16 protein-coding genes are annotated in these 24697 nt (G+C 49.8%); 11 read left to right on the forward strand and 5 right to left on the reverse strand.

Annotated features, from left to right (window positions below; translation table 11 throughout):
* The first annotated feature begins 240 nt into the window (after positions 1-240).
* The 6 genes from ACTL32_RS00785 (at position 241) to ACTL32_RS00810 (ending at position 11655) form a co-directional block, all read left to right on the forward strand.
* Positions 241-1653: an alanine/glycine:cation symporter family protein gene (locus ACTL32_RS00785; RefSeq protein ID WP_441339685.1), complete on the forward strand. Its 1413-nt coding sequence runs from the start codon at positions 241-243 to the stop codon at positions 1651-1653.
* A gap of 286 nt (positions 1654-1939) precedes the next feature.
* Positions 1940-4114, forward strand: coding sequence for a 5'-nucleotidase C-terminal domain-containing protein (locus ACTL32_RS00790; RefSeq protein ID WP_441339686.1), 2175 nt, complete (start codon positions 1940-1942; stop codon positions 4112-4114).
* A gap of 219 nt (positions 4115-4333) precedes the next feature.
* On the forward strand, positions 4334-5782 hold the full coding sequence (locus ACTL32_RS00795) for an N-acetylmuramoyl-L-alanine amidase (RefSeq protein WP_441339687.1): 1449 nt from the start codon (positions 4334-4336) through the stop codon (positions 5780-5782).
* 149 nt (positions 5783-5931) lie between these two features.
* Positions 5932-7830, forward strand: coding sequence for a S8 family peptidase (locus tag ACTL32_RS00800; protein ID WP_441339688.1), 1899 nt, complete (start codon positions 5932-5934; stop codon positions 7828-7830).
* 545 nt (positions 7831-8375) lie between these two features.
* Positions 8376-9428, forward strand: a complete 1053-nt coding sequence (locus ACTL32_RS00805) for a C40 family peptidase (protein ID WP_441339689.1) — start codon at positions 8376-8378, stop codon at positions 9426-9428.
* A 211-nt stretch (positions 9429-9639) separates the two neighbouring features.
* Positions 9640-11655: an S-layer homology domain-containing protein gene (locus ACTL32_RS00810; RefSeq protein WP_441339690.1), complete on the forward strand. Its 2016-nt coding sequence runs from the start codon at positions 9640-9642 to the stop codon at positions 11653-11655.
* A gap of 485 nt (positions 11656-12140) precedes the next feature.
* Here ACTL32_RS00810 and murJ read toward each other — a convergent pair whose 3' ends face one another.
* The 3 genes from murJ to csaB all read right to left on the reverse strand — a co-directional run bounded on the left by murJ (position 12141) and on the right by csaB (position 16064).
* The gene (gene murJ, locus ACTL32_RS00815) at positions 12141-13658 is read right to left on the reverse strand and encodes a murein biosynthesis integral membrane protein MurJ (protein WP_441339691.1); all 1518 of its coding nucleotides are present in this window, start codon (positions 13656-13658) and stop codon (positions 12141-12143) included.
* 99 nt (positions 13659-13757) lie between these two features.
* On the reverse strand, positions 13758-14930 hold the full coding sequence (locus tag ACTL32_RS00820; protein ID WP_441339692.1) for a glycosyltransferase family 4 protein: 1173 nt from the start codon (positions 14928-14930) through the stop codon (positions 13758-13760).
* Positions 14931-14954: 24 nt separating this feature from the next.
* Positions 14955-16064, reverse strand: a complete 1110-nt coding sequence (gene csaB, locus ACTL32_RS00825; protein ID WP_441339693.1) for a polysaccharide pyruvyl transferase CsaB — start codon at positions 16062-16064, stop codon at positions 14955-14957.
* Positions 16065-16199: 135 nt separating this feature from the next.
* Between csaB and ACTL32_RS00830 the strand changes: the two genes are divergently transcribed.
* The 5 genes from ACTL32_RS00830 to ACTL32_RS00850 all read left to right on the forward strand — a co-directional run bounded on the left by ACTL32_RS00830 (position 16200) and on the right by ACTL32_RS00850 (position 21973).
* On the forward strand, positions 16200-16913 hold the full coding sequence (locus ACTL32_RS00830) for a WecB/TagA/CpsF family glycosyltransferase (RefSeq protein ID WP_441339694.1): 714 nt from the start codon (positions 16200-16202) through the stop codon (positions 16911-16913).
* A 15-nt stretch (positions 16914-16928) separates the two neighbouring features.
* On the forward strand, positions 16929-18200 hold the full coding sequence (locus ACTL32_RS00835; RefSeq protein WP_441339695.1) for a nucleotide sugar dehydrogenase: 1272 nt from the start codon (positions 16929-16931) through the stop codon (positions 18198-18200).
* Positions 18201-18551: 351 nt separating this feature from the next.
* The gene (gene galU, locus ACTL32_RS00840) at positions 18552-19424 is read left to right on the forward strand and encodes a UTP--glucose-1-phosphate uridylyltransferase GalU (protein ID WP_441339696.1); all 873 of its coding nucleotides are present in this window, start codon (positions 18552-18554) and stop codon (positions 19422-19424) included.
* A gap of 22 nt (positions 19425-19446) precedes the next feature.
* Positions 19447-20562 carry a glycosyltransferase family 4 protein gene (locus ACTL32_RS00845; RefSeq protein WP_441339697.1) on the forward strand — a complete coding sequence of 372 codons (1116 nt, stop codon included), beginning with the start codon at positions 19447-19449 and terminating at the stop codon, positions 20560-20562.
* A 16-nt stretch (positions 20563-20578) separates the two neighbouring features.
* Positions 20579-21973 carry an O-antigen ligase family protein gene (locus tag ACTL32_RS00850; protein WP_441339698.1) on the forward strand — a complete coding sequence of 465 codons (1395 nt, stop codon included), beginning with the start codon at positions 20579-20581 and terminating at the stop codon, positions 21971-21973.
* A gap of 420 nt (positions 21974-22393) precedes the next feature.
* Here the strand turns inward: ACTL32_RS00850 and ACTL32_RS00855 are convergent, their stop codons facing one another.
* Positions 22394-22876: an SMI1/KNR4 family protein gene (locus tag ACTL32_RS00855; RefSeq protein WP_441339699.1), complete on the reverse strand. Its 483-nt coding sequence runs from the start codon at positions 22874-22876 to the stop codon at positions 22394-22396.
* A gap of 117 nt (positions 22877-22993) precedes the next feature.
* Entirely contained in the window at positions 22994-24268 is a 1275-nt protein-coding gene (locus ACTL32_RS00860; protein ID WP_441339700.1) for an ArnT family glycosyltransferase, read from the reverse strand.
* Between the last annotated feature and the right edge of the window lie 429 nt (positions 24269-24697).

Consider the following 24697-nt stretch of genomic DNA (forward strand, 5'->3'; position numbering starts at 1 on the left):
GGCTGGGCGCTGGAGTCTGGACAAAAAGAAAAGCACAAGCGCCCCGTAACACCCGACAAGCGCTGGAGCGTTTGGCAAACAAAACCAAAGCGCCTCAAGAGGCTGTACAGGTATCAAAGAGCTGAAAAGGCAATTGTTTAACGAAAATAAAATCTCCCTCGCCGCTGCGTTTTTCAAAACCCGTAAAAGGGTAAGGAAAAGAGTGGTTTCAGGGAGATTATAAATTTAAGGAGATTTCATATGGATACTATTTTAGACGGGTTGACGTGGATCGTCGACGAAGGCAATAACTTGTTATGGACATACATACTGATCGCTTTGCTGCTCGGGCTTGGCATCTATTTCACGATCCGGACGAAATTCGTCCAAATCCGCCTGTTCGGCGAAATGTTCCGCGTCATTTCGGAAAAGAAGGACGGGGAAGCGGGCGTTTCCGCATTTCAGGCGTTCACGATCTCGACGGCATCACGCGTCGGAACAGGGAACATTACGGGCGTCGCGCTGGCAATCGCCATCGGCGGTCCGGGCGCTGTGTTCTGGATGTGGATGGTCGCATTGATCGGCATGTCGACCGCATTCATCGAAAGCACGCTCGCACAAGTCTATAAGGAGAAAGACGGCGACCAGTTCCGCGGCGGGCCGGCATACTATATGCAAAAAGCGCTCGGCAACCGGAAACTAGGCATCGTCTTTGCGATTTTATTGACATTGGTGTTCGGATTCATCTTCAACTCGGTGCAGTCGAATACGATCGCCCAATCATTCGGCGATGTGTTCAGCATTCCTGAATGGACGATCGGCCTTTCGCTTGTCGTGCTGACGGCGCTTGTCATCTTCGGCGGCGTCAAACGCATCGCGCACGTAACCCAAGTGCTGGTGCCGTTCATGGCGGTCCTCTATATCCTGGTCGCGCTTTGGGTCGTCATCATCAACATCTCGGAAATTCCGGCCGTGTTCTCGCTGATTGTTAAGAGCGCATTCGGATTGGAAGAGGCGGCAGGCGGCGCAATCGGCGCAGCCATCATGCAAGGCGTGCGCCGCGGCCTGTTCTCGAACGAAGCGGGGATGGGATCGGTGCCTAATGCCGCCGCATCGGCGAACGTTTCGCATCCGGCGAAGCAGGGACTTGTCCAAAGTCTTGGCGTATTTTTCGATACGATCATCATCTGTTCGGCGACCGCGTTCATCATCATCCTGGCTGGCGTCTATAAAACTGGCGAACAGGAAGGCATCCTGCTCACGCAGGCTTCGCTTGATGTCCACGTCGGAGCTTGGGCTCCGTACTTCCTGGCAGCGGCGATTCTGTTCTTCGCTTTCAGTTCGATCATCGGGAACTATTACTACGGCGAGACGAACATCGAATTCATCAATGCCCACAGCGGGTGGCTGACAGCTTACCGCATCGGCGTCCTTGGTATGGTGATGTTCGGCGCGCTGGCGAAAGTGGAGTTGGTCTGGAACATGGCCGATCTGTTCATGGGCCTCATGGCCGTCCTGAACCTGGTCGTCATCGCTATACTCGGCAAGACAGCTTTCAAAGTGCTGGCCGATTACACGGCTCAGCGGAAAGCCGGAAAAAATCCGGAATTCTTCGCGAAAAACATTCCTGGCCTGAAAAACACCACTTGCTGGGGAGAGCATAGCAGAGATTGAACCCAACCCATTTGCGGAAACGCGAATGGGTTTTTCTTTATGGAAAATCAGCATGCCTGTTTTTCCACTATCACGCTTTGATTTTACCTTTCGCCCTACAAAATCAAACTTCCTCTAGGCAGAAGAAACCGGTCCGGGCAACTGAAAATGAGTCCTTTCGCGAAAGTTTCTCCCTAATCCTGTAGCGAATCATGTAAATATTTAGTAAATTGTGTAGTCTCTCCATCAGATATTTGGTAAAATGGAAAAGCAGTAGAAAACCTATTCCTGAGGAGGAAAAAAACACATGGTCAATATCTTAAAGAACAAAAAGTTCGTTGCGTCTGCTGTTACAGTAGCCGCAGTAGTAACAGCAGTTTCACCTGCTTCAGCAGCAGAGATGAAATTCACCGATGTATCAGATCGCTACAAGGAAGCGGTACAGTTTTTATTTGATTTAGGAATTGTAGCAGGTGAAACGGAAACGTCTTATGGCACAGAGCATACTGTCAAACGCCAAGATGCGGCAGTGATGATCGCCAAAGCTTTAGGATATGACCCGGCGGACACGTACGAAGATTCAGGTTTCACGGATGTGCCGAAAAGCGCGAAATGGGCAGTTGACGCATTGAAGCAAGACGGCTTTATCGATGGGAAAACCGCAACTCGCTTCGGAGCGAACGATATCCTGACGCGCAATGAAACAGCGAAGATCCTTGCGGAAGCAGGAAACTTCGAAATCGACGATACAATCAAAGAAACGAAATTTACAGACGTTAACGAGCGTTTTGCTAAATATGTGGATGCACTTGTCGACAATGGCATCACTTTCGGGAAAACTTCGACAAAATTCGGCGCAAACGACGCGGTAACTCGCGGCGAAGCGGCTTTGTTCCTTCACCGTACAGCGCTTAAGATGATGGACGGCGTCTACTCGCTTTCAGTCATGCACTTGAACGACACGCATGCACGCCTTGACAGCGCTGCGAAACAAGTGACAGCAGTAAAAGAATACCGTGCTGAAAACCCGGATTCGCTCCTTCTGCATGCTGGCGATACTTTCTCAGGAACACTTTACTTCAATGAATTCCAAGGCGAAGCAGATCTTGCAGTTATGAACTTGATGGACTTCGACGCGATGACATTTGGAAACCATGAATTTGATCTTGGTGCTTCAACTGAAGGCCATAAAGCGCTGCAGGAATTTGTCGCAGCTGCTGAATTCCCGTTTGTTTCTGCAAACGTCGACTTCTCGACGGATCCGTTGTTCACTGGCTTGTTCCAGACAAAAATCGGCACGACGCCTGAAGACAGCAACATCTACACGGGCATCGTAAAAGAAGTGAACGGCGAGAAAGTCGGGATCTTTGGTTTGACGACGAAAGAAACAGAAGACATCTCAAGCCCGAGCCTGGTTTCATTCGATGAAGATTATTTGGAAGAAGCACAAACGATGGTCGATGAGTTCGAAGCAATGGGCGTCGACAAAGTCATCGCTTTGACGCATATCGGTTTTGACGATAACCCGGCAATCGACAACGATCAAGTGCTGGCTGAAGAAGTCGAAGGCATTGATATCATCGTCGGCGGACACAGCCATACTGAATTGGCTGAACCGGTCGTCTATGATGGCGACGACACACCGACAGTCATCGTCCAAGCTGGGCAGTACGGCGAAAACTTGGGCACTTTGGATGTTCTTTTCAACGGCGACGGCATCGTCTTTGCAGCGGCTGGTGAATTGATCGAAATCAAAGACCAGGTGGCAGACGCGAAAGCGGTTGAAGTTTTGGCTCCTTACAAAGCGAAAGTTGAAGAAATTTCTAAAACACCGATCGATGCAACTGCAGTGGAAGCATTGACAACTCCGCGTATGGGCGACGATGAAACAGCTCCAAGCGTGCGCAAAAATGAAACGGCTCTTGGCAACATCATCACAGACGGTATGCTTGCTAAAGCGAAAGAATATGATGAAAACGTCGTAATGGCGATCCAGAACGGCGGCGGCATCCGTGCCGGAATCGATGCTGGACCGATCACAGTCGGCGAGGTTATCACAGTTCTTCCATTCGGCAACACATTGGCGACTATGGATGTAACAGGTGCGGAATTGAAAGCGGCATTTGAATTGAGTGTTGGACAGCTTCCGCGCGAAAACGGCGGATTCCTTCACGTAGCCGGCGCGAAAGTGGAATATGATTCTTCTAAAGCGGCTGGATCACGCGTTGTTAACATCTCGCTTGAAAACGCGAACGGCACATTCACGCCGATCTCGAATACAGCAACGTACACAATCGCTACAAACGCGTTCACTGCTAAAGGCGGAGACGGCTACACAATGTTCGAAAAAGCTTACGCTGAAGGCCGTGTAACGGACCTAGGCCTATCGGATTGGGAAAACTTGCGCGACCAGTTGGAAAGCATCGGAGAAGTCAACAATGACACAGAAGGCCGTCTAGTTGACGTAAACGCTGCAAACTAAATAAAAAACAATCTGACCGGACGTGGTCGGACCATTGTAAAAAAAATATTAAAAGTTAAAGCCCTGTCTACTCCGTAGACAGGGCTTTAGCTATTTTTACCTAGTTTAAATTATAAAGATATGGGTAAAAATTTCGAATTAATACAAAAGATACATAGAAATATTGAAAATAATGGGTTAAGGTATGGGAAGAGAAAAAACCTTAGGAGGAAATCTGAATTGAAAAAATGGATAATGATGCTATGTTTTGCATTAGTTGCTTCGTTACTAGCCCCTCAGAGCCAAGTGGATGCAAGTGGAAATTTTGAAGACATCGGAACTAATCACCGCGCTTATGCGGAAATAAATTATTTGGTGGGCTTAGGTTATGTTAATGGCGTTTCGTCAACGCATTTCGTCCCGTCGCAACAAGTAACGCGTGCACAAGCAGCCGCGATGCTGGGACGTTCACTTAAATTGGACGGCACACAGCGTGCGACGAAATTCAATGACGTTTCATCCGGCAACTTCGCTTCCGGCTATATTACGGAAATGGTCGAAAGAGGCATCATCTCCGGTTACCCTGATAATACATTCCGTCCGTACAAAGTTCTTACACGCGGCGAAATGGCGATTCTTATCAACCGGGCGTTCAAGTTCGGCGGCACGAGCGTTTCATCAGCAGCTACCATCCTGATGAACAAAGGCATCGCACAAGGTTTCCCGGACGGGACATTCGGAGCGGGAGCAACAATCATCCGCGCTGACTTTGCAGTATTCCTGGCAAGAAGCCTGAACGCAGACTTCCGCGTTTCAACAGGCGATGTTGCATTCAACACAACAATGTACGTAAATACGCCATCTGACGTATTGAATATGCGTTCTGCGCCAAGCGGATCAGCAACAGTTTTGACGAAATTGTCTCATGCTTCAACAGTCGCAGTTGCAAGTTCTGCAAACGGCTGGTCTCATGTCCGTGCGAACGGCTATACCGGTTATGTGGCAACAAACTACCTGGCTTCAACCAAGCCAAGTTCAGTGATTCCAGTAAATAAAAGCAATCTGACAGTCGTCATCGATCCGGGCCACGGCGGCACTGACGGAGGCAGCGGCGCTTTCGGCTTCCTTGAAAAGAACGTCGTCTTGAATGTCGGGAAACACATGAAAGCTTATTATGATAAAATCCCGGTAAACGTAAAAATGACGCGTACAACAGATGTGAAGATCGAATTATATGACCGTGCGAAATATGCTTCACGCTATGGCGGCGATATCTTCGTCAGCCTGCACACCAATGCTTTTAACACAGCAGCCAACGGACAAGAAACATTCTATTACGCAAAAACAGCAGCTACCAACCCAAAAGTTGCGCAATCGCGCGCCCTGGCAATCTACCTGCAAGCGCGCATGCAGTCGGCATGGGATTTGGCTGACCGTGGCGTCAATCCGTTCGGCTACGGAAACTTTGCGGTATTGCGTGATAACACAGTACCGGCAGCATTGATTGAAATGGGCTTTATCGACAACGCTAATGACATCAAGTACATCAGAGATGAAGCGCAGCGCCAGAAAATGGCAAAATACCTTGTAATGGCGACGCTTGATTATTTCTACCATTACGAAGGACGCACAGATGTTCTTCCTTATTACACAACTTTAGGCGGCGCGCCTAGCAGAAAGTTACATTAATATTACAAACCTGTCGGTATTTTCGCCGACAGGTTATTTTTTTTACAAAAATGTAATAATCCCTGCTAAATATGGGTAATTATTAACTATTATTAACTGCTTGAAAGTAGTCTAATAGATAAAAGAGATTGGCAAGAGGGGGTCTTGTGATGAAAAGTTTCGCCAGCAGCTTGTTTGTAGCCGCTTTACTGATATTGCCTTCACCAATGCTAGCCGCAGGTGAAAATACATACCTGATCCATGCTTCAGAAGAACAGCTCAAAGGGATCCAAGAACAATTCGGTCCGGCCTTGACGGATTACGAGGAAGTTCCGCTGCTGGAAATGGAACTGAGCGATTCGGAAAAAGCGGAATTGGAGAAACAGTTCTCGTCCGCTGAAATCTACCCGAACCGGGAATACGAAGTCGCGGCCGATGTCGCCCCGACTTCCTTCACCATTACGAAAAGCACGCCTGCAGAATCCACGCCTTATACCGGAAAAGGGGTGCGCGTCGCTGTCCTTGATACCGGCGTAGACACGGAACACCCGGATTTGGTCGTGAAAGGCGGCATCTGTACCGCGGAGGAATGTGCCCCGGGCATTTCCTATGATGACAATTTCGGGCATGGCACCCATGTTGCCGGGATCATTTCCGGCAGAAAGAACAATTCCGGCATCATCGGGATGGCGCCGAACGTCGAACTTTACGCGATCAAAGCGATGGACCGTGAAGGGATCGGCACGACTGCTCAAGTGACGGAAGGCGTCAAATGGGCCATCCAGAACGATATCGACATCCTCAACTTGAGCATTTCCATCTCGGTTTATGACCGGCCGCTCGAGCTGATGCTGCAGGAGGCCTATAAGCAGGGGATGCTCATCGTATCAGCTGCCGGCAATGAAGGCGGCGCAGCCGGAGAAGACACGATCACGTATCCCGGCAAATTCCCGTCCGTCATCGCGGTTGGTGCTGTGAACAATAATTTGACGAGAGAAGCCAACTCATCGGTCGGTCCGGCCATGGAAATCGTTGCGCCGGGAACAGGGATTTACAGTTCCTATCCGAAAGAGCTCGACATCTGGGACGCCAAGAACGACGGATTTGTGTCGCTGACCGGCACGTCGATGGCGGCTCCGCATATCGCGGGTGTCCTTGCTTTATACAAAGAGCAGCACCCGGCGCTTACAAACGTTAAATTACGCGAAATCCTCCAATCGACTGTCAGAGACTTAGGGACAGCCGGACGCGACCAGACATTCGGCTACGGCCTTGTCCAGTACACCAAAGCGGTTACCGGCGTTCCATTCGTTGAGACGACCGTTTCCAAAGGCCGCATTCAGATGGTTATGAAAAACAAGGCCCTTGCTTCGGGCTGGTCGGTCTCTTCCGGCGACAAGCTCGTGCCGCAAGTGGAAGACGGCAAATGGGTGGCCTATCGGACCAAAGGCACCCACGCGTTTACCGCTACGTATACGAACGCAAAAGGCGTGAAAGTCACCGAACCGTTGACGGTCCGAGTCGCCCTCCCGGCTTTCCCGGATGTGACGCCGGCCAACTGGTTCGGACCGCACATCAGCTATCTGTTCAGCAATAATATGATGAGCGGGTATTCGGACGGCAGCTTTAAACCTTATAAAGAAATCACGCGTGGAGAAGCGATGATCCTGCTCGGCCGTGCCCAAGGATGGGACGGCACGAAACAGAGTACGCAATTCCCGGATGTCGGTCCGGCCAACAGCGCTTCCGGCTATATCCAAAGCGCTTATGAACTCGGGATCGTTTCCGGCTTCTCGAACGGCAGCTTCAAGCCCTATCAGTCGGTAACCCGCGCTGAAATGGCGATGCTGCTCCATAACACGTATGAATTTTCATACGATGCGTCAAAACCAATGCCTTTCTCGGATGTCACCAAAGCGATGGCAGCTTACGACTCGATCCACGCCATCACCCAGCAAGGCATCACGACCGGCATCAACAGCACGTCATTCGGGCCGAACCAATTCATGAACCGCTATTCCTTCGCCGTATTCCTGGCGCGGGCGGAAAGCCCGGTACTATTCAAATAAAATCTACTTAAAGCCTGCAGCTATTTTTCAGCTGCAGGCTTTTTTGTGCTTTTTCCAGAACGAATGGAAAGACAGGAGGAGGGACGAAGTTTCCTAACCGGGAAAAAATGATGATTTCGGAGCGGTTTGGAGATGCCGAGAGTAGGTACTAAATTTAAAGAAAAAGCGAAATTAAGGACAAGAAATATTGTTTTTATTGAATTAATGGAAAAAAATTCATTAAACTATTTATTTGAAAAAGTTTTTTTAATTTTTGTCCTTTATTCTTTTGGCAACTGATAAACAGAGCGTAAACAGTCTAAAAGTATTGGGAAAGCCTGTAATATAAAGGTTTTATGAGTCTTAAGATTTTAATGAGGAGATTAATGTTTCCCTTAATTTTGGATATTAAACCTATAAAAAGGAAAAGTTACACATTTGTAATGTTACTGTAACAAAAATTTGCCAATGGTCTGTTAGAATCAGTAACAGAGTTAAGAAATAAGATAAACGATTCGGTGTTTGATCAGCATCTAGAATCTCCAAACTACTTATGAGGTGACGAATTGAAAAACCGTATTATGTTGTTGATTATTGCTGTATTGCTCATATCAGCCAGCCCAATGATGACTCAAGAAGCCGAAGCCAGTGGAGCAACACCAGAACAAATTGCAGACTACGCGCAGAAATTCAAAGGAGTACCTTATAAATTTGGAGGCACGACACCGACAGGATTTGATTGCTCAGGCTATATCCTATATGTCTTCAACCACTTCGGCATTTCATTGCCAAGAACTTCAGCTGAACAGTTTGGAGTAGGAACACCCGTATCACGCTCAGATCTTCAAAAAGGTGACTTGGTATTTTATGCAAATACATACAAACCGGGCATCTCACACACAGGCATCTACCTAGGAAACGGCAACGTCATCTCTGCGGAAAGCAAAGGGATCGCCATTTCAAACATCAACACCAACCCGTACTGGGGTCCAAAATATGCAGGCGCTAGACGCCTTTCAAGTGTAAAAACAGCAACACCGGTTGTCGCACCGAAACCATTGGCGCCGGTAACTGACGGCAATTTCGTAGACGTGCCGACGTCGCACCCGGCTTACACAGCGATCAAAACGCTCAATGTCGAAGGTGTGATCAACGGATACGAACGACAGGACTTCCGTCCGACAACCAACGTAACACGCGGCCAAGCAGCTGCTATGGTCAACCGGGTGCTGAACCTGACGCCTAAAAATCCGGTAGCTTTCCGCGATGTGGCACCGGGCCACAACTTCGCGAAAGACATCGCCGCGATGAACGAAGCAGGCATCCTGACAGGATTCAACAACGGATCGTTCGGCATGTACGCATCTCTTACAAAAACGCAATTGGCGATCATCTTGGAGCGCGCCTTCAAATTGTCCCAATCGCAGGAAATCCAAGTGCAGACAGCTTCTGTGCGCTACCTGGACGTAACGACACAGACCTTCGCTTATAAATCGATCCTGGCTTTGAAAGCAATCGATGAAACAACGGTCTTCCAGACATCTAAATTCTACGGCGAATCCAAAGCCGACCGCGCCCAGTTCGCAGCTGCTTTGTACAGCGCGAAAGAAGCGCAATAATACAGAGGGCCCTTTTGCTGAATACCGGCAAAGGGGCCCTTTTATATAGAAGAAACTCGATTAAACAAAAGCACTAAAAGCGTTCAAAAATGAGGATGGAAAGAATAAAAGTTAAGCCGTTTGTCCCCTTATTAGTATAGATTTGCCAAAAAGCCTTTTTAATAGTACCAGAATGGATTAAACTGAAAGAGGCACAACTAAGGAGGAAAAGATGAAAACATTAGGGAAGATTGTAACAGCGGGCATCTTGGCCTTAGGGCTTTTGAGCACTCCAGGAATCAGCCACGCGAATGATATAGTACCAGGCAGCGCCCTGGAAATCGAAATGAAAGCCATGATCGAACGGGGCGTCCTGATGGGCTATCCGGACGGTTCCTACAAGCCATCCGCGAACGTAACGCGCGAACAGTTTGCCGCGTTCATCAGCCGCGCATTGACGCTTCCGGACGGCAAGCACTCTTTTAAAGACGTAGCTGCTGATTCGGCACTTGGCAAAGAAGTCGGCAAAGTCAGCGCAGCCGGCATCATGGAAGGGGTATCCAGCGAACGCTTTGCACCGGACGCTTTGATTACCCGCGATCAGGTCGCGATGACGATTGAGAATATGATCGAATACACCGGCATGGAACTCAAGCCGAAGCGCATGGAATTCACCGATGCTTCAGATATGAATTCTGTGACCTTGAACGCTGTGTTCAATATCGCAAACTACGAAGTGGTCTTCGGATATCCGAACAACAACGTCTCACCCGTGACCTATTCATTCAAACCGAAAAACAACGCTACGCGCGATCAGGCTGCGGCATTCATTTTCCGTTTCCTGACTGCTTATGAAGCAACACCGGTGGAAGAGCCGCCGGTCGAAGAACCGCCGACGCCGGAACCGGCCCCAGTCGACAATAAATTCTACCTGGGCTATGTGGAAAACGGCAAATTGGTGAAACAGGAATACGGCCATGACGCTTACCTGTCCGCCGCTGAATCGTTCAAGAACACAGCTTCTGCAGATGCGCTCTACAAAGGCGATGAAATCATCCGCGTCAAATCGGGTGTCGCTTACGCAGACCGCGTCATCAACAACCAGGGCGTCTACGCCAACATCTACCTGGATTCCGCATTCACCAAACCGGTCACGTACATCGAGTACGGCCGTGAAATCCGCTATATCGATGCCAACGACCAGTACGTCAAGGTGCAGGTAGGCGGAACAATCGGCTATGCGAAGCACAGCGAAGTGGACTTCGTCCCATCCGACATGATGGTCGACCGCGATTATTACATCGTCAACCAATGGGGGACATTGACGTTCCACCAGTACAATTACGCACGGAAGTCAGCGGCCAGCTACTCCATCGGACCGGCTCCGGCAGGCATGCAGGGCAACGTGAAATACTACAGCCACGACGGCGTGCATTTCTCAGCCGGTTCATCGAAAGTGAAGCATTACCCGTACTTCCAGTATCAATCGATCCGCACGAAAACGAACTACACCGCTGAAGAACTGGACCGCTACATCATGGAGCGCCTTGGTGAAATAAACAATACAGCTGCCGTTTACAAAGACGCTTTGACAAAATCGAAGTTGATCGGTACGGGGAAAGACTTTATCGAAATTCAGAACAAATACAATGTTAACGCTTTGTACATGCTGTCAGCAGCCATTCATGAAAGCCAATTCGGAATGAGCGGGAATGCACAGACAAAGAACAACCTTTTCGGTATCAAAGTCTACGACGCGGCTCCTGAAAACGGAACTGCTTACAAATTTGCAGTCGAAAGCATCAACGACTTCGCCCGCGATTACATGAACGGGCGCTACGTTAACCCGAACGGCGCTTATCCAAACGGCGCGGTGCCAGGGAATAAAACCGCAGGCGTCAACGTGAAATACGCTTCCGATCCGACATGGGGCTCGAAAGTGGCGGGGCATATGTTCCGCATCGATTTGGCGCTCGGCAAAAAAGACATCGGCAAACACAAGCTCGGCATCACGAAAGTGGCGGGAGTCAACGTCCGCACTGCACCGCTTGGCGATAAGCTCTACACATACAACCGCACATATCTTGGCGTGGACAACGCGTTCGGCAACCCGGTCGTCATCTTAGAAACGAAACGCGCTTCAGACGGCTATGACTGGTACAAGGTCATTTCCGACCTGAACCCGGAACACGACACGAACGGCGGCGTCGGCTGGATCCGCTCCGACCTCGTCAATTTGATCAACTAAAAGCAAAAAGCCCTCAATTTGAGGGCTTTTTTTATGGTCTGGGAGAATGAAATATGAGAATACGCTCGACGAAGGTTAGAATACGATTCTTTCCATTAAAAAAGGTTTTTGAAATCTCTTCGACCAGCCTTCACTCAGTTTCTTGTCTTCTGAAGAAGAGAACAGGAATACGCACAGCAAAAGTTAAAATACGCTCAACAAAGGTTAAAATACGCTCGACGATCTCATAAATACGCACAACGAAGGTTAAAATACGATTCTCCCCAAAGAAAATAGGTTGCCGGGATCTCTCCCAGCAACCTTGACTCAAATTTCTTTCCTTCTGAAGAATAAAAAAAGAATACGCTCAGCAAAAGTTAAAATACGCTCAACAAAGGTTAAAATACGCTCAACGATGCAAGAAATACGCACAGCAAAGGTTAAAATACGATTCTCCCAAAGAAAAAAGGTTGCCGGGATTCTTCCCAGCAACCTTTACACCTATTTTATTTCGATCTTCTCGCCAATCCGAGGAAGCGCTTGAAGCCGGCCGGATAGACAACACGCAAGAGCACAGCATACGCAATCGCACCGAGCGGCACGAGGACAGCCAGTTCCAGGATGGCGTGCCAGTCGCCGGCGCCGAGCAGAAGCTTCGCGCCGTAGACGATGCCCCCCATGCCGGCAGCCGGGATCAATACGCGCCACGCCATGGCGGCGAAGCGCTTGAACTCGTCCATGCCGAGGTCTCTGTAGACGACGATCATGGAGACCGTGAAGTAATAGACTGACACGACAGAAGCAGCGAACGCCAAAGCCGTGTAGCCGTAATCGTCGACGAGCAGCCAGTTAAGCAGGAAGTTGACAGCGATTGTTGTCACGGAAATTCGGAACACGACCGCTGTCTTCCCACGGGCGTACATCGACTTCGATAAGATCAGCTGCATGCCCTGAAAGATGATGATCGGCAAGTAGAACAGCAAGGCGGCATAAGTATACGCTGTGTCCGCCTCTGTGAACCTGCCGCGCTCATAGATAAATTCGACAGCCGCGTCGCCGACGACAAGCAGGCCGACGGTGATCGGCACGAGCGTCACGAATGACAACTCCATGCCGCGGAACACGGTGTCTTTGAACTTCGCGAGGTTTTCGGTCTGTTCCGACATCAGCGTAAAAATGATCGCAGCGAGCGTCGCTGCATAGATGGCGTTCGGGATGCTGACGATCAGCTGCGAGTTGTTCAAGTACGTAACAGCTCCGCTCAGGTCTGTGCCGGAAGCGAAGGCTTTATTGACAAACAGGTTGACCTGGCCCACGACCGAATTCAGCAGGGAAGGGACGATCAGGATCAGGAACGCCTTGCGGAAATCCGATTCCATCCGCAGCGTCGGCGTCCAGGAGTAGTTGGAGCGGATCAGGTAGAACACCTGGATCGCGGCACCGACGACCGTTCCAAAGACAAAGCCGTACGCGACGGAATAAATGCCCCACATATCGCTGAACAGGAGCGCAAACACAGCGGCCATCAAGGTCGCGAGCAGTTTTGACACAAGCGTCGGTACGAAGATGCGGCGCGACTGCAGGTAGGATTCCAGCAGGCCGGCAAGGGCGATGAACACCATGAAGATGAAGAACACTTCGGTGATTTCCACCGCAATGGCTTCAGCGCCCGGCGACATCTTCGGATAGACGAGCGGCACAAGCCAGCGTGCTGAGAACCAGCCGGCCACCGAGACGCCGGTGAACACAAGGACAGTCCAGTTGAGCAGCCCATTGGCGTTGGTGTCCGACGTGTCCGTGCCGTTTTCCCGGCGTTTGATATATAAAGGAAGGAACACGTTATTAAAACCGGTGGCGATCATCGCCACGACCAGCGTGATGAACGAAAACGCCAGGAAATAGCCGTCCGTTGCATCCGATGCCCCGAACTCCTTGGCGACCACCGATTCGCGGAGGAAGCCCGACAGCTTGAGCAGAAGCGCAAGCCCGGTCGTCCAGATCGCCGCTTTTTTAAGACTCGACATCAGTTTCCCTCTTTTCTGGATGGCAGGAGATGTCCATGTACGCAAACAACTCCAGCCCAATTCAAAAGGCGAAAGGAACGAATTCCTTTCGCCCGCAGATTATTTTTTCAATGCATTCATATAAATAGCTTCGTATTTTTTGGCAGCTGCAAAATGCGAGTATTCCGCGATGATTTTCTCGCGCGCCGCTTTTGCCAGCTCTTTGCCGTATTCCGGCTCTTCGATCAGGCGGATCATGGCGTCGGTCAACGCTTGCACGTTGCGTTCCTCGACAAGCAGGCCGTCTTTCTCGTGGTCGACAATCTCTTTCAAGCCGCCGACCGCGCAGGCGATCAGCGGAATGCCGGAGCCCATCGCTTCAAGCGCCGAGATTGATGTCGCTTCCTCGACGCCGGCCGAATAGATCGACGGCACAAGCGCGATGTCGCTCAAGGCGTAATATTGGATCATGTCCTTATGGTCGACAGCACCGAGCATCGTCACGCGTTCTGCGATGCCGAGCTCTTTCGCTTTCGCTTTCATGTCATCCATCATTTCCCCGGTGCCTGCGAACACGAGGCGCGCATTCGGGAATTTCTCCAATACCGGAGGGAAGGAGAGGATCGGGTAGATGACGCCATTTTTCTTCGTCAGCCGGCGGGGGATGAAGAAGATCAGGTCGTCCTGGTTCATATTGTACTTGTTGCGGAATTCCTCGCGGCGCTCAAGTTCCGGCTTGAAGTCTTCAACGTCGATGAAGTTCTTGATCATCGTCGCGTCAACGCTGGTTTCGCGCTTGATGTATTCCTTGATGCGGGTATCGACCGTGATGACCGCGCGGCTCTTCTTGAACATGCTGAACTCGACGTCCAACAGGTTCTGCTTATGCTTGCTGTCTTCTGCGACCGAACCTTTGGAAATGCCTTCGTACGTCAAGTAGCCGTGGGCCGTCGTGACTGTCGGCAGCCCGGCGTTGATGGATGCGCGCGTCGCGAACACATCCTGCGCGTTGACGATATCGAATGATTTATACTTGTCGGCTTTCAGCATCCGTTCAAGGAAGCCTTGGCGGCGGTTCAATGTCCAGACATAGCCCGCTCCAAGCGAAGCTTTGTTCAGGACGAATGACGGCGCGCGGGCGATCCAGTCGCGGCGCCATTTCTCGACGTCAGAGAACGACAGCGTCTCGACAGTGTGGCCGAGGTTCTCAAGGCCGGTCTTCAGCGTTGTCATGTGCGTAGACAATCCGCCAAGATGCGGATAATCGTAGGATGTTGCCAATAGAATTTTCATCGTTTATTTCCTTTCTCTATTCCCTTATTTCACGAAGTTCTCTTCGAGCAATTCGACATTGCGCATCGCTTCGGCGCGCAGCTTCGCTACATTGGGTTCCATGATGGCCTGAGCGGCCGCTTTGTTGTCCAATAGATATAACGCATTCTCGAGCAATTTGGTTTCATCGATCTCGCCGAGGCGGAATGAATAATCCCACATGCCGGAGCGTTTCAGGAAGCTTTCGACTTTCTTGTCGTAGCTGAAGCCGAGATGCGGCACATTCGACAGCGCCGAGAAAATCAGGGCGTGCAGGCGCAATCCGACGGTCAGGTCCGCATGGCGGATGAAGTTCAGGAATTCATTCGGCGTAAAGTCCGAACCGAGCAGCCTCGCTTTGTCGGCATGCTGCATCTTCGACAGGACGTCGTTAGATGCCGGCACGTCGTATTTGCCTTCCATCGGCACGAACACCGGCGTCACGCCGCGAAGTTCGATTAATTGATCGAGCAGGCGGGCGGTCTTTTCGATATAGTCCGGGTTGTCGAACCACGGGCGCACCGTCACGGCAACAATCTTCTCATCGCCTTTCAATGGAAGGGAGTTGTACGCGCGGTCTTCTTCGTCCGGCTTGAACGCGAACACGATGTCCGCTGTCACAACCGTCTCCGGGCGCGTCACGCCGAGCTTTTTCAAATAGTCTTTCGAGTACTGGTCGCGCACGGTGATAAAGTCGGCGCGGTTTGCGAACACTTTCATGAGGATCTTGCCCCATGTCGATGTCACAGGCCCAATGCCCTGGGAGAAGAACATCACTTTCGTCCCCGCGATTTTCGCGAGTATGACGATCAATAAATAATAAGGGAGCGGTCCGAACAAGAATTTTGTCGGATATGTATCTTGCAGCAAGCCGCCGCCGCCGGAGATCAACAAGTCCGCCCCTTTCAAAGCGCGGTATTTCTCCTTGTTTTCACGGCGCCACGCGCGGTAAATCGATTTCACATTATATTCTTTCGCCGTTTTTTCCGGTGACAAAGAAAAAACCGTAATATCGGGGTTATCCAATTCAGCACGCAAATTATCAATAATGGCTTTCAGGATGGCTTCGTCACCCGTATTACCCAATCCATAAAAGCCAGATAGTACAATCTTCACACTTTTTCCTCCTCAAACTAAGGCGCTGACGCCTTGTCCTCGCTAAATTCTAACACTTGTCATTCGCCCTGTGCAACTCCCCGTGAAATCTGCTATACTAATAAAATTGAAAGCCAACGAACCGGGGGTTTAACGATGAAAGAAAGTTATTTAGGGGTCGATGTTTCACCCCTGTCTTATACAGGTATAATAGAAGATTTACGTAAACGAATCGCTGGGGGACAGCAGTCGACGATCATCGCCGTCAATCCGGAAAAAGTCATGGCTGCCCAACGCGATCCGCAGGTTAAGGAATTGATCAATGCGTCGACTTACCAGATTGCTGACGGGGTCGGAATTCTGCTCGCTGCAAAACTGAAAGGCGGCAACATTACATCACGCGTGACAGGCGTCGACATGATGGCCACCTTGCTGAAGTTTGCAGAAGAAGACGGACATCCGGTCTATTTTTATGGCGCAAAAGAGGAAGTCGTCACCAAAGCGATCGCCAATATAAAAGAAACGCATCCAGCGATTCAAGTGGCTGGCTACACGAACGGCTATGAAATGGATGAAGCGGCGCTCGTGTCGCGCATCCACCAGAGCGGCGCGAAGATTCTCTTCGTCGCCCTCGGAAGCCCGAAACAGGAATTATGGATCCGCCGGAACTTACAGAAGCTTCCAAACGTCCAAGTATTCCAGGGAGTGGGCGGCAGTTTCGACGTCTTCTCCGGAACCGTCAAACGCGCACCGGCCCCATTCAGGAAACTCGGGCTCGAATGGCTATACCGGCTTGGCTCAAGCCCGTCGCGCATCAAGCGCCAGATGAACTTGCCGGTCTTTTTAATGAAAGTAATGCGATCACGCTAAAGGAGTTATGGAAAAATGAAGAAATCAATCTGTGTTGTCGGTCTTGGCTATATCGGCTTGCCGACAGCGGTCATGTTCGCAAATCATGGACATAAAGTCCACGGTGTAGATATTAACGAAAAAGCGGTCAAAATGATCCAGAACAAACAGCTCCACATCGAAGAATTCGGCCTTGAAGAGCGCTTGAACGGCGCCATCGACGGCGGCATGCTGACAGCCGGCACGACTCCGGTCGAATCGGACGTCTTCATCATTGCCGTACCGTCGCCGATCAAAGCGGACAAAACCGCGGAACTCGAATACGTGCGCAAAGCGACAGCTTCGGTTGTCCCGTACTTGAAAAAAGGCAATCTTGTCATCTTGGAATCGACTGTACCGCCGCGTACCGTTGAAGACATCATGCTGCCGGAACTGGTCCAGTCAGGCCTCCAAATCGGGACAGACATTCTCGTGTCCCATTCACCGGAACGCGTCATCCCGGGCAAAGTGTTCGCGGAACTCGTTTCGAACGACCGCATCATCGGCGGCATCAACGAAGAGTCTGCTCGGCAGACGTCTGACCTCTATAAATCATTTGTCAAAGGCACCATGCACGAAACCGATGCAACGACGGCAGAACTCGTCAAAGTCATGGAAAATACATACCGAGACGTCAACATCGCATTCGCCAACGAACTTGCGATGATCGCCCAAGGCATCAACGTCAATATCTGGGAAGCAATCAAGCTCGCCAACTACCACCCGCGCGTCAATATCCATTTCCCGGGCCCAGGCGTCGGCGGCCACTGCATCGCAGTCGATCCGTGGTTCCTAGTTGAACTGGATCCCGAAAAAGCGAAAATCATCCACCTGGCGCGCCAGACGAACGACGGCATGCCTTCATATACAGCGCAGCTGACAGCGGACATCCTTGCTGCCAAAGGCATCAAAGATCCGAAAATCGGTGTCCTCGGCCTTGCCTTCAAAGGCAATATCGACGACATGCGCGAAAGCCCATCGGTCGAAGTGATCGAGCAATTCCGCGTACGCGGCATGAAACTCGTAGCGCACGATCCGCATATCAAGGAAAACAACATTCCGGAACAGACCCAGAAGTTCGATGAAGCAGTCGCAGATGCATCTGCATTGGTCATCCTCACCGACCACCAGGCTTTCAAAGACATCGACCCGACCACACTGAAGACCATGGCGAATAAAATCGTCATCGACACCAAAAACTGCATCGACCGCGCAACATGGGAAGCAGCCGGTTTCGACGTCTACTTGTTGGGCGATTCTAAAAACTGATTGTATAATGTGAGCTAATATTTTTTATGATATTCCGCAAAACAGCTGCGCTTGCCTGCGGGCGAGCGCCAAGCCTCCTCAGACGCTTACGCGTCTTGCGGGGTCTCGGCTGTCTCGCTATCCCGCGGGCGTCTCCGCTGTTTGCTCCATATCTATGTAGTAATTAGTCAAAAAGCTGTCTGGTACATTTTTTATTAAAAAAAACTTCTCCAGCGCCGGCGCGTCAGTGGGCTAGGCGAAGCTATGAGACGGGTGTGCTTCCCGGCTCATGGCGAAAGCCATGCCCCAAGCGGCCGGAGCGATGTACAAACCACATGCTTTTATTTCAACTTACCCTAGGAGGCCTCGGACATGAAGAAAGTCAGAAAAGCGATCATTCCCGCTGCTGGTTTAGGTACGCGTTTCTTGCCTGCAACCAAAGCGATGCCGAAAGAAATGCTGCCAATCGTCGACAAACCGACGATCCAATACATCGTCGAAGAAGCGATCGATTCAGGAATCGAAGATATCATCATCGTTACCGGAAAAGACAAGCGGGCGATCGAGGACCATTTCGATTCGGCGCATCTTCTGGAAACGCGCCTTGCTGAATCCGAAAAATTCGAGCTGTTGAATGCGGTCCAATTATCCAGCAAAGTCGATATCCACTATATCCGCCAGAAAGCGCCGCTTGGCCTTGGCCATGCAGTGTGGACAGCACGCAAATTCATCGGCGATGAGCCGTTTGCAGTCCTCCTTGGCGATGACATCATCCAGGCAGAGACGCCAGGCTTGAAACAATTGATGCAGAAGTACGAAGAAACCCAATCATCGATTATCGGTGTCATGGAAGTGCCGGAAGAAGAGACATACCGCTACGGCATCATCGACCCTTCCGAACAATTCGATCACTTGTACAAAGCAAAAGGCTTTGTTGAAAAACCGAGAGCAGGCACCTCGCCGTCGAACATGGCGATCATCGGCCGCTATATCTTCAATCCGGAGATTTTCGGATTCCTTGAACAGATGAAAGTCGGTGCAGGCGGAGAAATCCAGCTGACCGATGCCATCGAGCAATTGAACAAGATCCAGAATGTTTATGGCTATGCATTCGAGGGGAAACGCTATGATGTTGGCGAAAAACTCGGCTTTGTCGAAACGACGATCGAATTCGCGCTTCAGCGTCCGGACCTTCGCGCAGACTTGCTCGAATACATGAAAGCGAAAATCAAAGATTACGAATAACCATTTGGAAGGAAGGATCCGTATGAAAATTTTATTGGTGTCGAATATGTATCCTTCTAAGGAATTTCCGAGCTATGGCGTGTTTGTCCAGAACACGGAAACCATCCTTGCCAATGAAGGATTTCAGGTGGAGAAAGCGGTTATCCAAAAGAAGACGGCGAAATGGCAGAAAGCATTGGGCTACGCCGGGCATTACGCGAACGTTATCCGCAAAGGCATGAGCGGCGGATATGACGCGGTCTATGTCCATTACGCCGCGCACAATGCGCTGCCGCTCTTGATGCTCAAGAAAATGAGGCCGTCGGTGCGCATCGTGACGAACGTGCACGGCAGCGATGTCGTGCCGGAAGTCCCGTCGCAGGAGAAATTCCAGCCGAACGTGAAAAAGCTGCTCGAACAATCGTCGGTGATTATCACGCCTTCCCGCTACTATGAAGGGCTGGTCCGCGAGAAATACGGCGTTAAGACGCCCATCCGCATTTTCCCGTCCGGCGGAGTCAACGACGCCGTTTTCTATCCGGATAAGGAAAACAAGAAGGAGCTCATGGCGCGCTTCAACTTGGACCCGGCTTTCCGCTATTACGGCTATGTCGGGCGGATGGATGTCGGCAAGGGCTGGGATCACCTTTTGAACGGGTTTGCCCAATTCCTGAAAGAACATCCTGAATTGAAGCAGGAGGTGCGCCTCATCATGGTCGGATCCGGCAAGGACGACGCCAAGTTTTTCAAGATGAAAACAGAGCTTGGCCTGGACGAGTCGGTCATCCATTTCCCGTTGATGAAGCACGCCGATCTGGCCGCAATCTACAACATCATTGACCTGTTCATCTTCCCGACGACCCGCAAAGGGGAAAGTCTGGGGCTGGTAGGGCTGGAAGCCATGGCGTGCAAAACGCCGATCCTCGCAAGCCGCATCGGCGGCATTCTCGACTACACAGTCGAAGGCGAGAATGGCTGGCTGTTCGAGCCTGGCAACCCTGAAGATTTGGCAAGAGGCTTAGCCGCCTACGAGCAATTATCCGACCAACAGAAATCACTAGCCGGCCAAGCCGCTTATCAAACTGCTCAACAGTACGAACAAAAGAAGATCCAGTCGAAGCTATCGGCTATATTCCATGAACTTGAGCTAACAAAATGAAAGAGGACCCCCAACTATGAATTATAAAAAAATACTCATGTTATTTGTGGCTTTTATCGCCTTGCAGCCAATCATCGATGTATTGACGACCGCTTCCATTTTTATGGTGAACACCAGCCTGACCGTAGGCGTCCTAATCCGGGCCGCTTATATGGTGGCCATGCTGGCCCTGCTCCTATGGGTATCGAAGAAGAGCCGCATCAGCCGCCTGTTCACGGTGTACCTGATCGGATTGGCCGTAGTCATAGGCATCAACATCGCCGTCAATTTGAACGTAAAAGATCCATATTATTTATTCCAAGAGTTGAAATTTTTCAATAAAGTAATTTATTTCCATATTGTTCTTTTAGGGTTGACGATTGTCTACCGTGAATTGAAGGACCGCGATTTCGACATTTCCGGGAAAACGACCAAGTATTTCTGGATTTCAGGATTGATCATCGGCATCGTCTTTGTGGTCGCTCAGATCACCGGGACAAGCTTGTCGAATTACTCGCATACGAAGGTCGGCTTTACTGGCTGGTTCTATGCGGGCAATGAAATCGGCGCAATCATGGCCATCGTGCTGCCGATTATGGCGCTTTACGGCACGCAGAAGACCGATTCCTTGAAAAAGTCATGGGCCTGGATTCCGTTTGTAATTCTGTCGCTCGGAATGCTCGCACTTGGCACGAAAGTCGGCTACGGCGGCATCCTGATTGTCTTGCTGTCGGTCCTGTTCGGCAGCTTGATCATGCGCTTCATTATGAAGCAGAAAACAGCGAACATCACAGCAAACCTCATCGTTTCGGCGATCCTGACAGTTCTGCTAGTGGTCATCACGCCGGTTACGCCGGTATTCGGCAATATGTTTGCACACATCACATCGCTCGGCATCGACTTCAAGGATCCGGTGGAACGTCCGGGCGAAGAGTTGCCTCTAGAAGGCGAACCGGGATATGTCGAGCCGGTAGAGGAACCCGATATTACGAATGAACAAGTCCAGAACCTAATCTTCAGTTCGCGCGAGAAGTACAAAGAAGTGATGAACGACGACTTCTTCAGCTCACCGATCGGACAGCAATTGTTCGGCATGGGCTTCGCCGGGAATTACGAAGTGCCTGAACCAGGCAAAACACCGAAGATGATCGAGATGGATTTCCATGACTGGTTCTATTCGTTCGGCTGGATCGGGTTCCTGTACCTGATGGCACCGTTCGTTTATTTCGCAGGCAAGTACCTGATCCATTTCGTACGCCACATCAAGACGCATTTCACGTACTTCTACGTGCTCTACGGCGTCGCATTCCTGCTCGGCACAGGCATCGCCTATACAGCGGGCCACGTGCTGACAGCGCCTGCTGTGTCGATTTACCTGGCAGCGATCCTTGCAATGCTGATGGTGAAAGAGAATTTGATCAAGTCCAATTAAAGAAATCACCCGCATCTTCATGGATGCGGGTGATTTTTTGGATTTGGGGGAGGGGAGAATGTTCATTGGACAGCTTGAAGTGATCGTATAAACCGATTGAGCGCTCGTAGAAGTCCGCTGAACGCTCATAGAGAATTCAAAGTAAGTCAACGTAAATTATAGGAAGACCTTCTAGAGACAAGGTAATGATAGAAACAAGTTTTTAAACCGCTTCGGCCGCTTTGGGCATGGCTTTCGCGATGAGCCGAGAAAGGCACTCGTCTCAACGCTTCGCCCAGCCCGTAGACGCGCCGGCGCTGGATAAGCACTCTACAAGAGGGATATAAATGATATGAACCAACTTTATTTAGTAAAAGAATTGATACCTAAAGCCTGCTGGAATAAGGAATAAATACATAACATTTTCAAAAACGAGCTAGCCTAGCCCACTATACGAAAAAGCTGTTTTATAAAATCATCAAATGTATCTGCCATCTTAATATATTTCCAAGACATTTCTTCGGTGGAGTAGTCTTCCTGAATACATTGGATAGAAGGGTTTTCTTTTGTAAAACGATAATCCATTACAAGCCAGTGATGGTAATCCGACCATAATACAATTAGATTCCTCGGCAACTTTGCTTCTTCCAACAAATCACCGTACGATATAATGCTCGTATCATCGTCCTCGAAATGAATAGGATCAATATCTAACTGATACTTCCCGGATCTGTCTGGCAATATAAAATATGGATAAGTAAGTTCTCCGCCATTATGGTCTTTCATTAATTGCTTGAATGTTTCTGGAAAACTTATACCTAACTGAGCTTCTGCTTTTCGAATGATCTCCTCATTGATTGGGTATTGAATCCGCCAACTTTTTTCTTTATCCCAAAAATTTTTGCCGTTATAATACTCTTTCATTTATGGGGCCTCCCCTGATTAGAACTGATTTATAGTATAACAGCAGCCTTTATCTACTCAAAAGTACCTTTACATAAAAAAAGGTTAACAAAGCTAACAAATAAAAAACCATCCGCATCAGATTTCTGATGGGGATGATTTTTTTTGCCGTGAATTCGAAAAGGCGAGTCCGAAGACGTGGAACGCTCCGCCGATAAACAGGAAGACAAACGGCATGAGCGGCTGGTTGTACCGCGGATAAGCGAAATAGACATTGTTCATAACGGTGAAGTAAGCAAAGAACAGGAACAGGTACAATAATTCGCGCCACCGGTTGAGCTTGAACGCCAACAGGAGGAAGAAGGAAGCGACGCCCGTCCAAATCAGCACCTGATAGGCTGCCCGGACTTTTTCGGCGGTGATGCTGAATACTTCGATCCAATAGAAGGGAGCCTTCCATTGGATTTCGAATTTCTTGATCGTGTACGTTTCCTTCAGCCATTCCGGGTTGTGCTCGCGCATGCGTTCGATGCGCTCTTTCGCCACTTCCATCTGGTAGATGTTCTGCTGGTAGCGGCTCGCATCCGGATACTTCTCAACGAGTTCAGCGATCACCTCGCGGGAAGTGGGCCCGTATTTATAGCCGTGCGCTTGGTAGGTGCCGAGGAGCATCGGATTGCCTGCGCCGCCTGACAGCGGAATAAACGCGTCGTACGCAATATAATTGCGTGCCCACCAAGGCCCGAGGACGACGAGCAGCAGAGCTGCCGCAATGGCGAACTGCTTGAAGGCAATCTTCACCGGATACGCCTTGAAGACAAGGTAGACGAGCAACAGGACAGGGAACAGCGCGACAGTCGGACGGAACATGATCATGAACAGATACGTTCCGATGACCCAAAAGAAATCCTTCATGGAATACGTCTCGCCCAAACGGAGCGAGAAGTAGACGAACAGGACAAACGCTGCGGTCGTCGGAGCTTCTGTCGCCACCAGATTGTCGGATACGGCAATTGGGACGTACAGGGCCAGAATCATGGCGGCGACCGATCCGGCAACAGGGCTGAATAGGCGCTCACCGATTTTGTAGACGCCGGCGATGCTGACGCAGCCGAGCAAGATCATCAGCACTTTGGCTGCTGCAATGCCTGCAGTGCCGGTTCCGAAAAAGAAAAAGACGCCAGCGACCAGGAACGGCAGGCCGGGCATAATATGTACGGTCGGTTCAGTGTGATCGACATAGACCAGCTTTCCTTCCGCCAACAGATGCTTGGCGCTATCAATATAGAAAACGTCATCGCTATTCAAATTCAGGCCCGGTCCATAATGGATGAGAATAGCTAAACGCAGGGCAAGGCCCACCAAAACAGGCACCCAAAGCCATGGGCTCAAATTTTTAATTTTTGTAAACATTTTTACCTCCTAGAAAAATTAACACTCCTTCTATTATAAAGGAAACCGGATGAAAACACAGCTTTCGCCTCGAATGCTGAATTGAATGACAACAGACGGTTTGTCCCGGTTGTTAATAAATAAGACCTACGGCAGAAAATACTGAACTATTACAAGTGGAAAACACTTCGAATAACTAATTATTTTTCAAGATCGTATTCAAATAAACAATAAAGAAGCGATAGAAACTAAAGAAACCTTGATATAGCAACATTTATTATGTTTGTATAAGTTATATTTATAGGGAAAAACCACTTAATATGCGATTTAATTTTCAGATTTCGGTATTATTTGTCATACTTACGTATCATTTTCATAATAAAATGTAATTTATAGGATATATTTTGTAGATATCACTTGAAATATTCGCCATCTTTGTTACACTAGTTA

Source organism: Planococcus sp. FY231025 (genome assembly GCF_052078085.1).
Lineage (GTDB): Bacteria > Bacillota > Bacilli > Bacillales_A > Planococcaceae > Planococcus.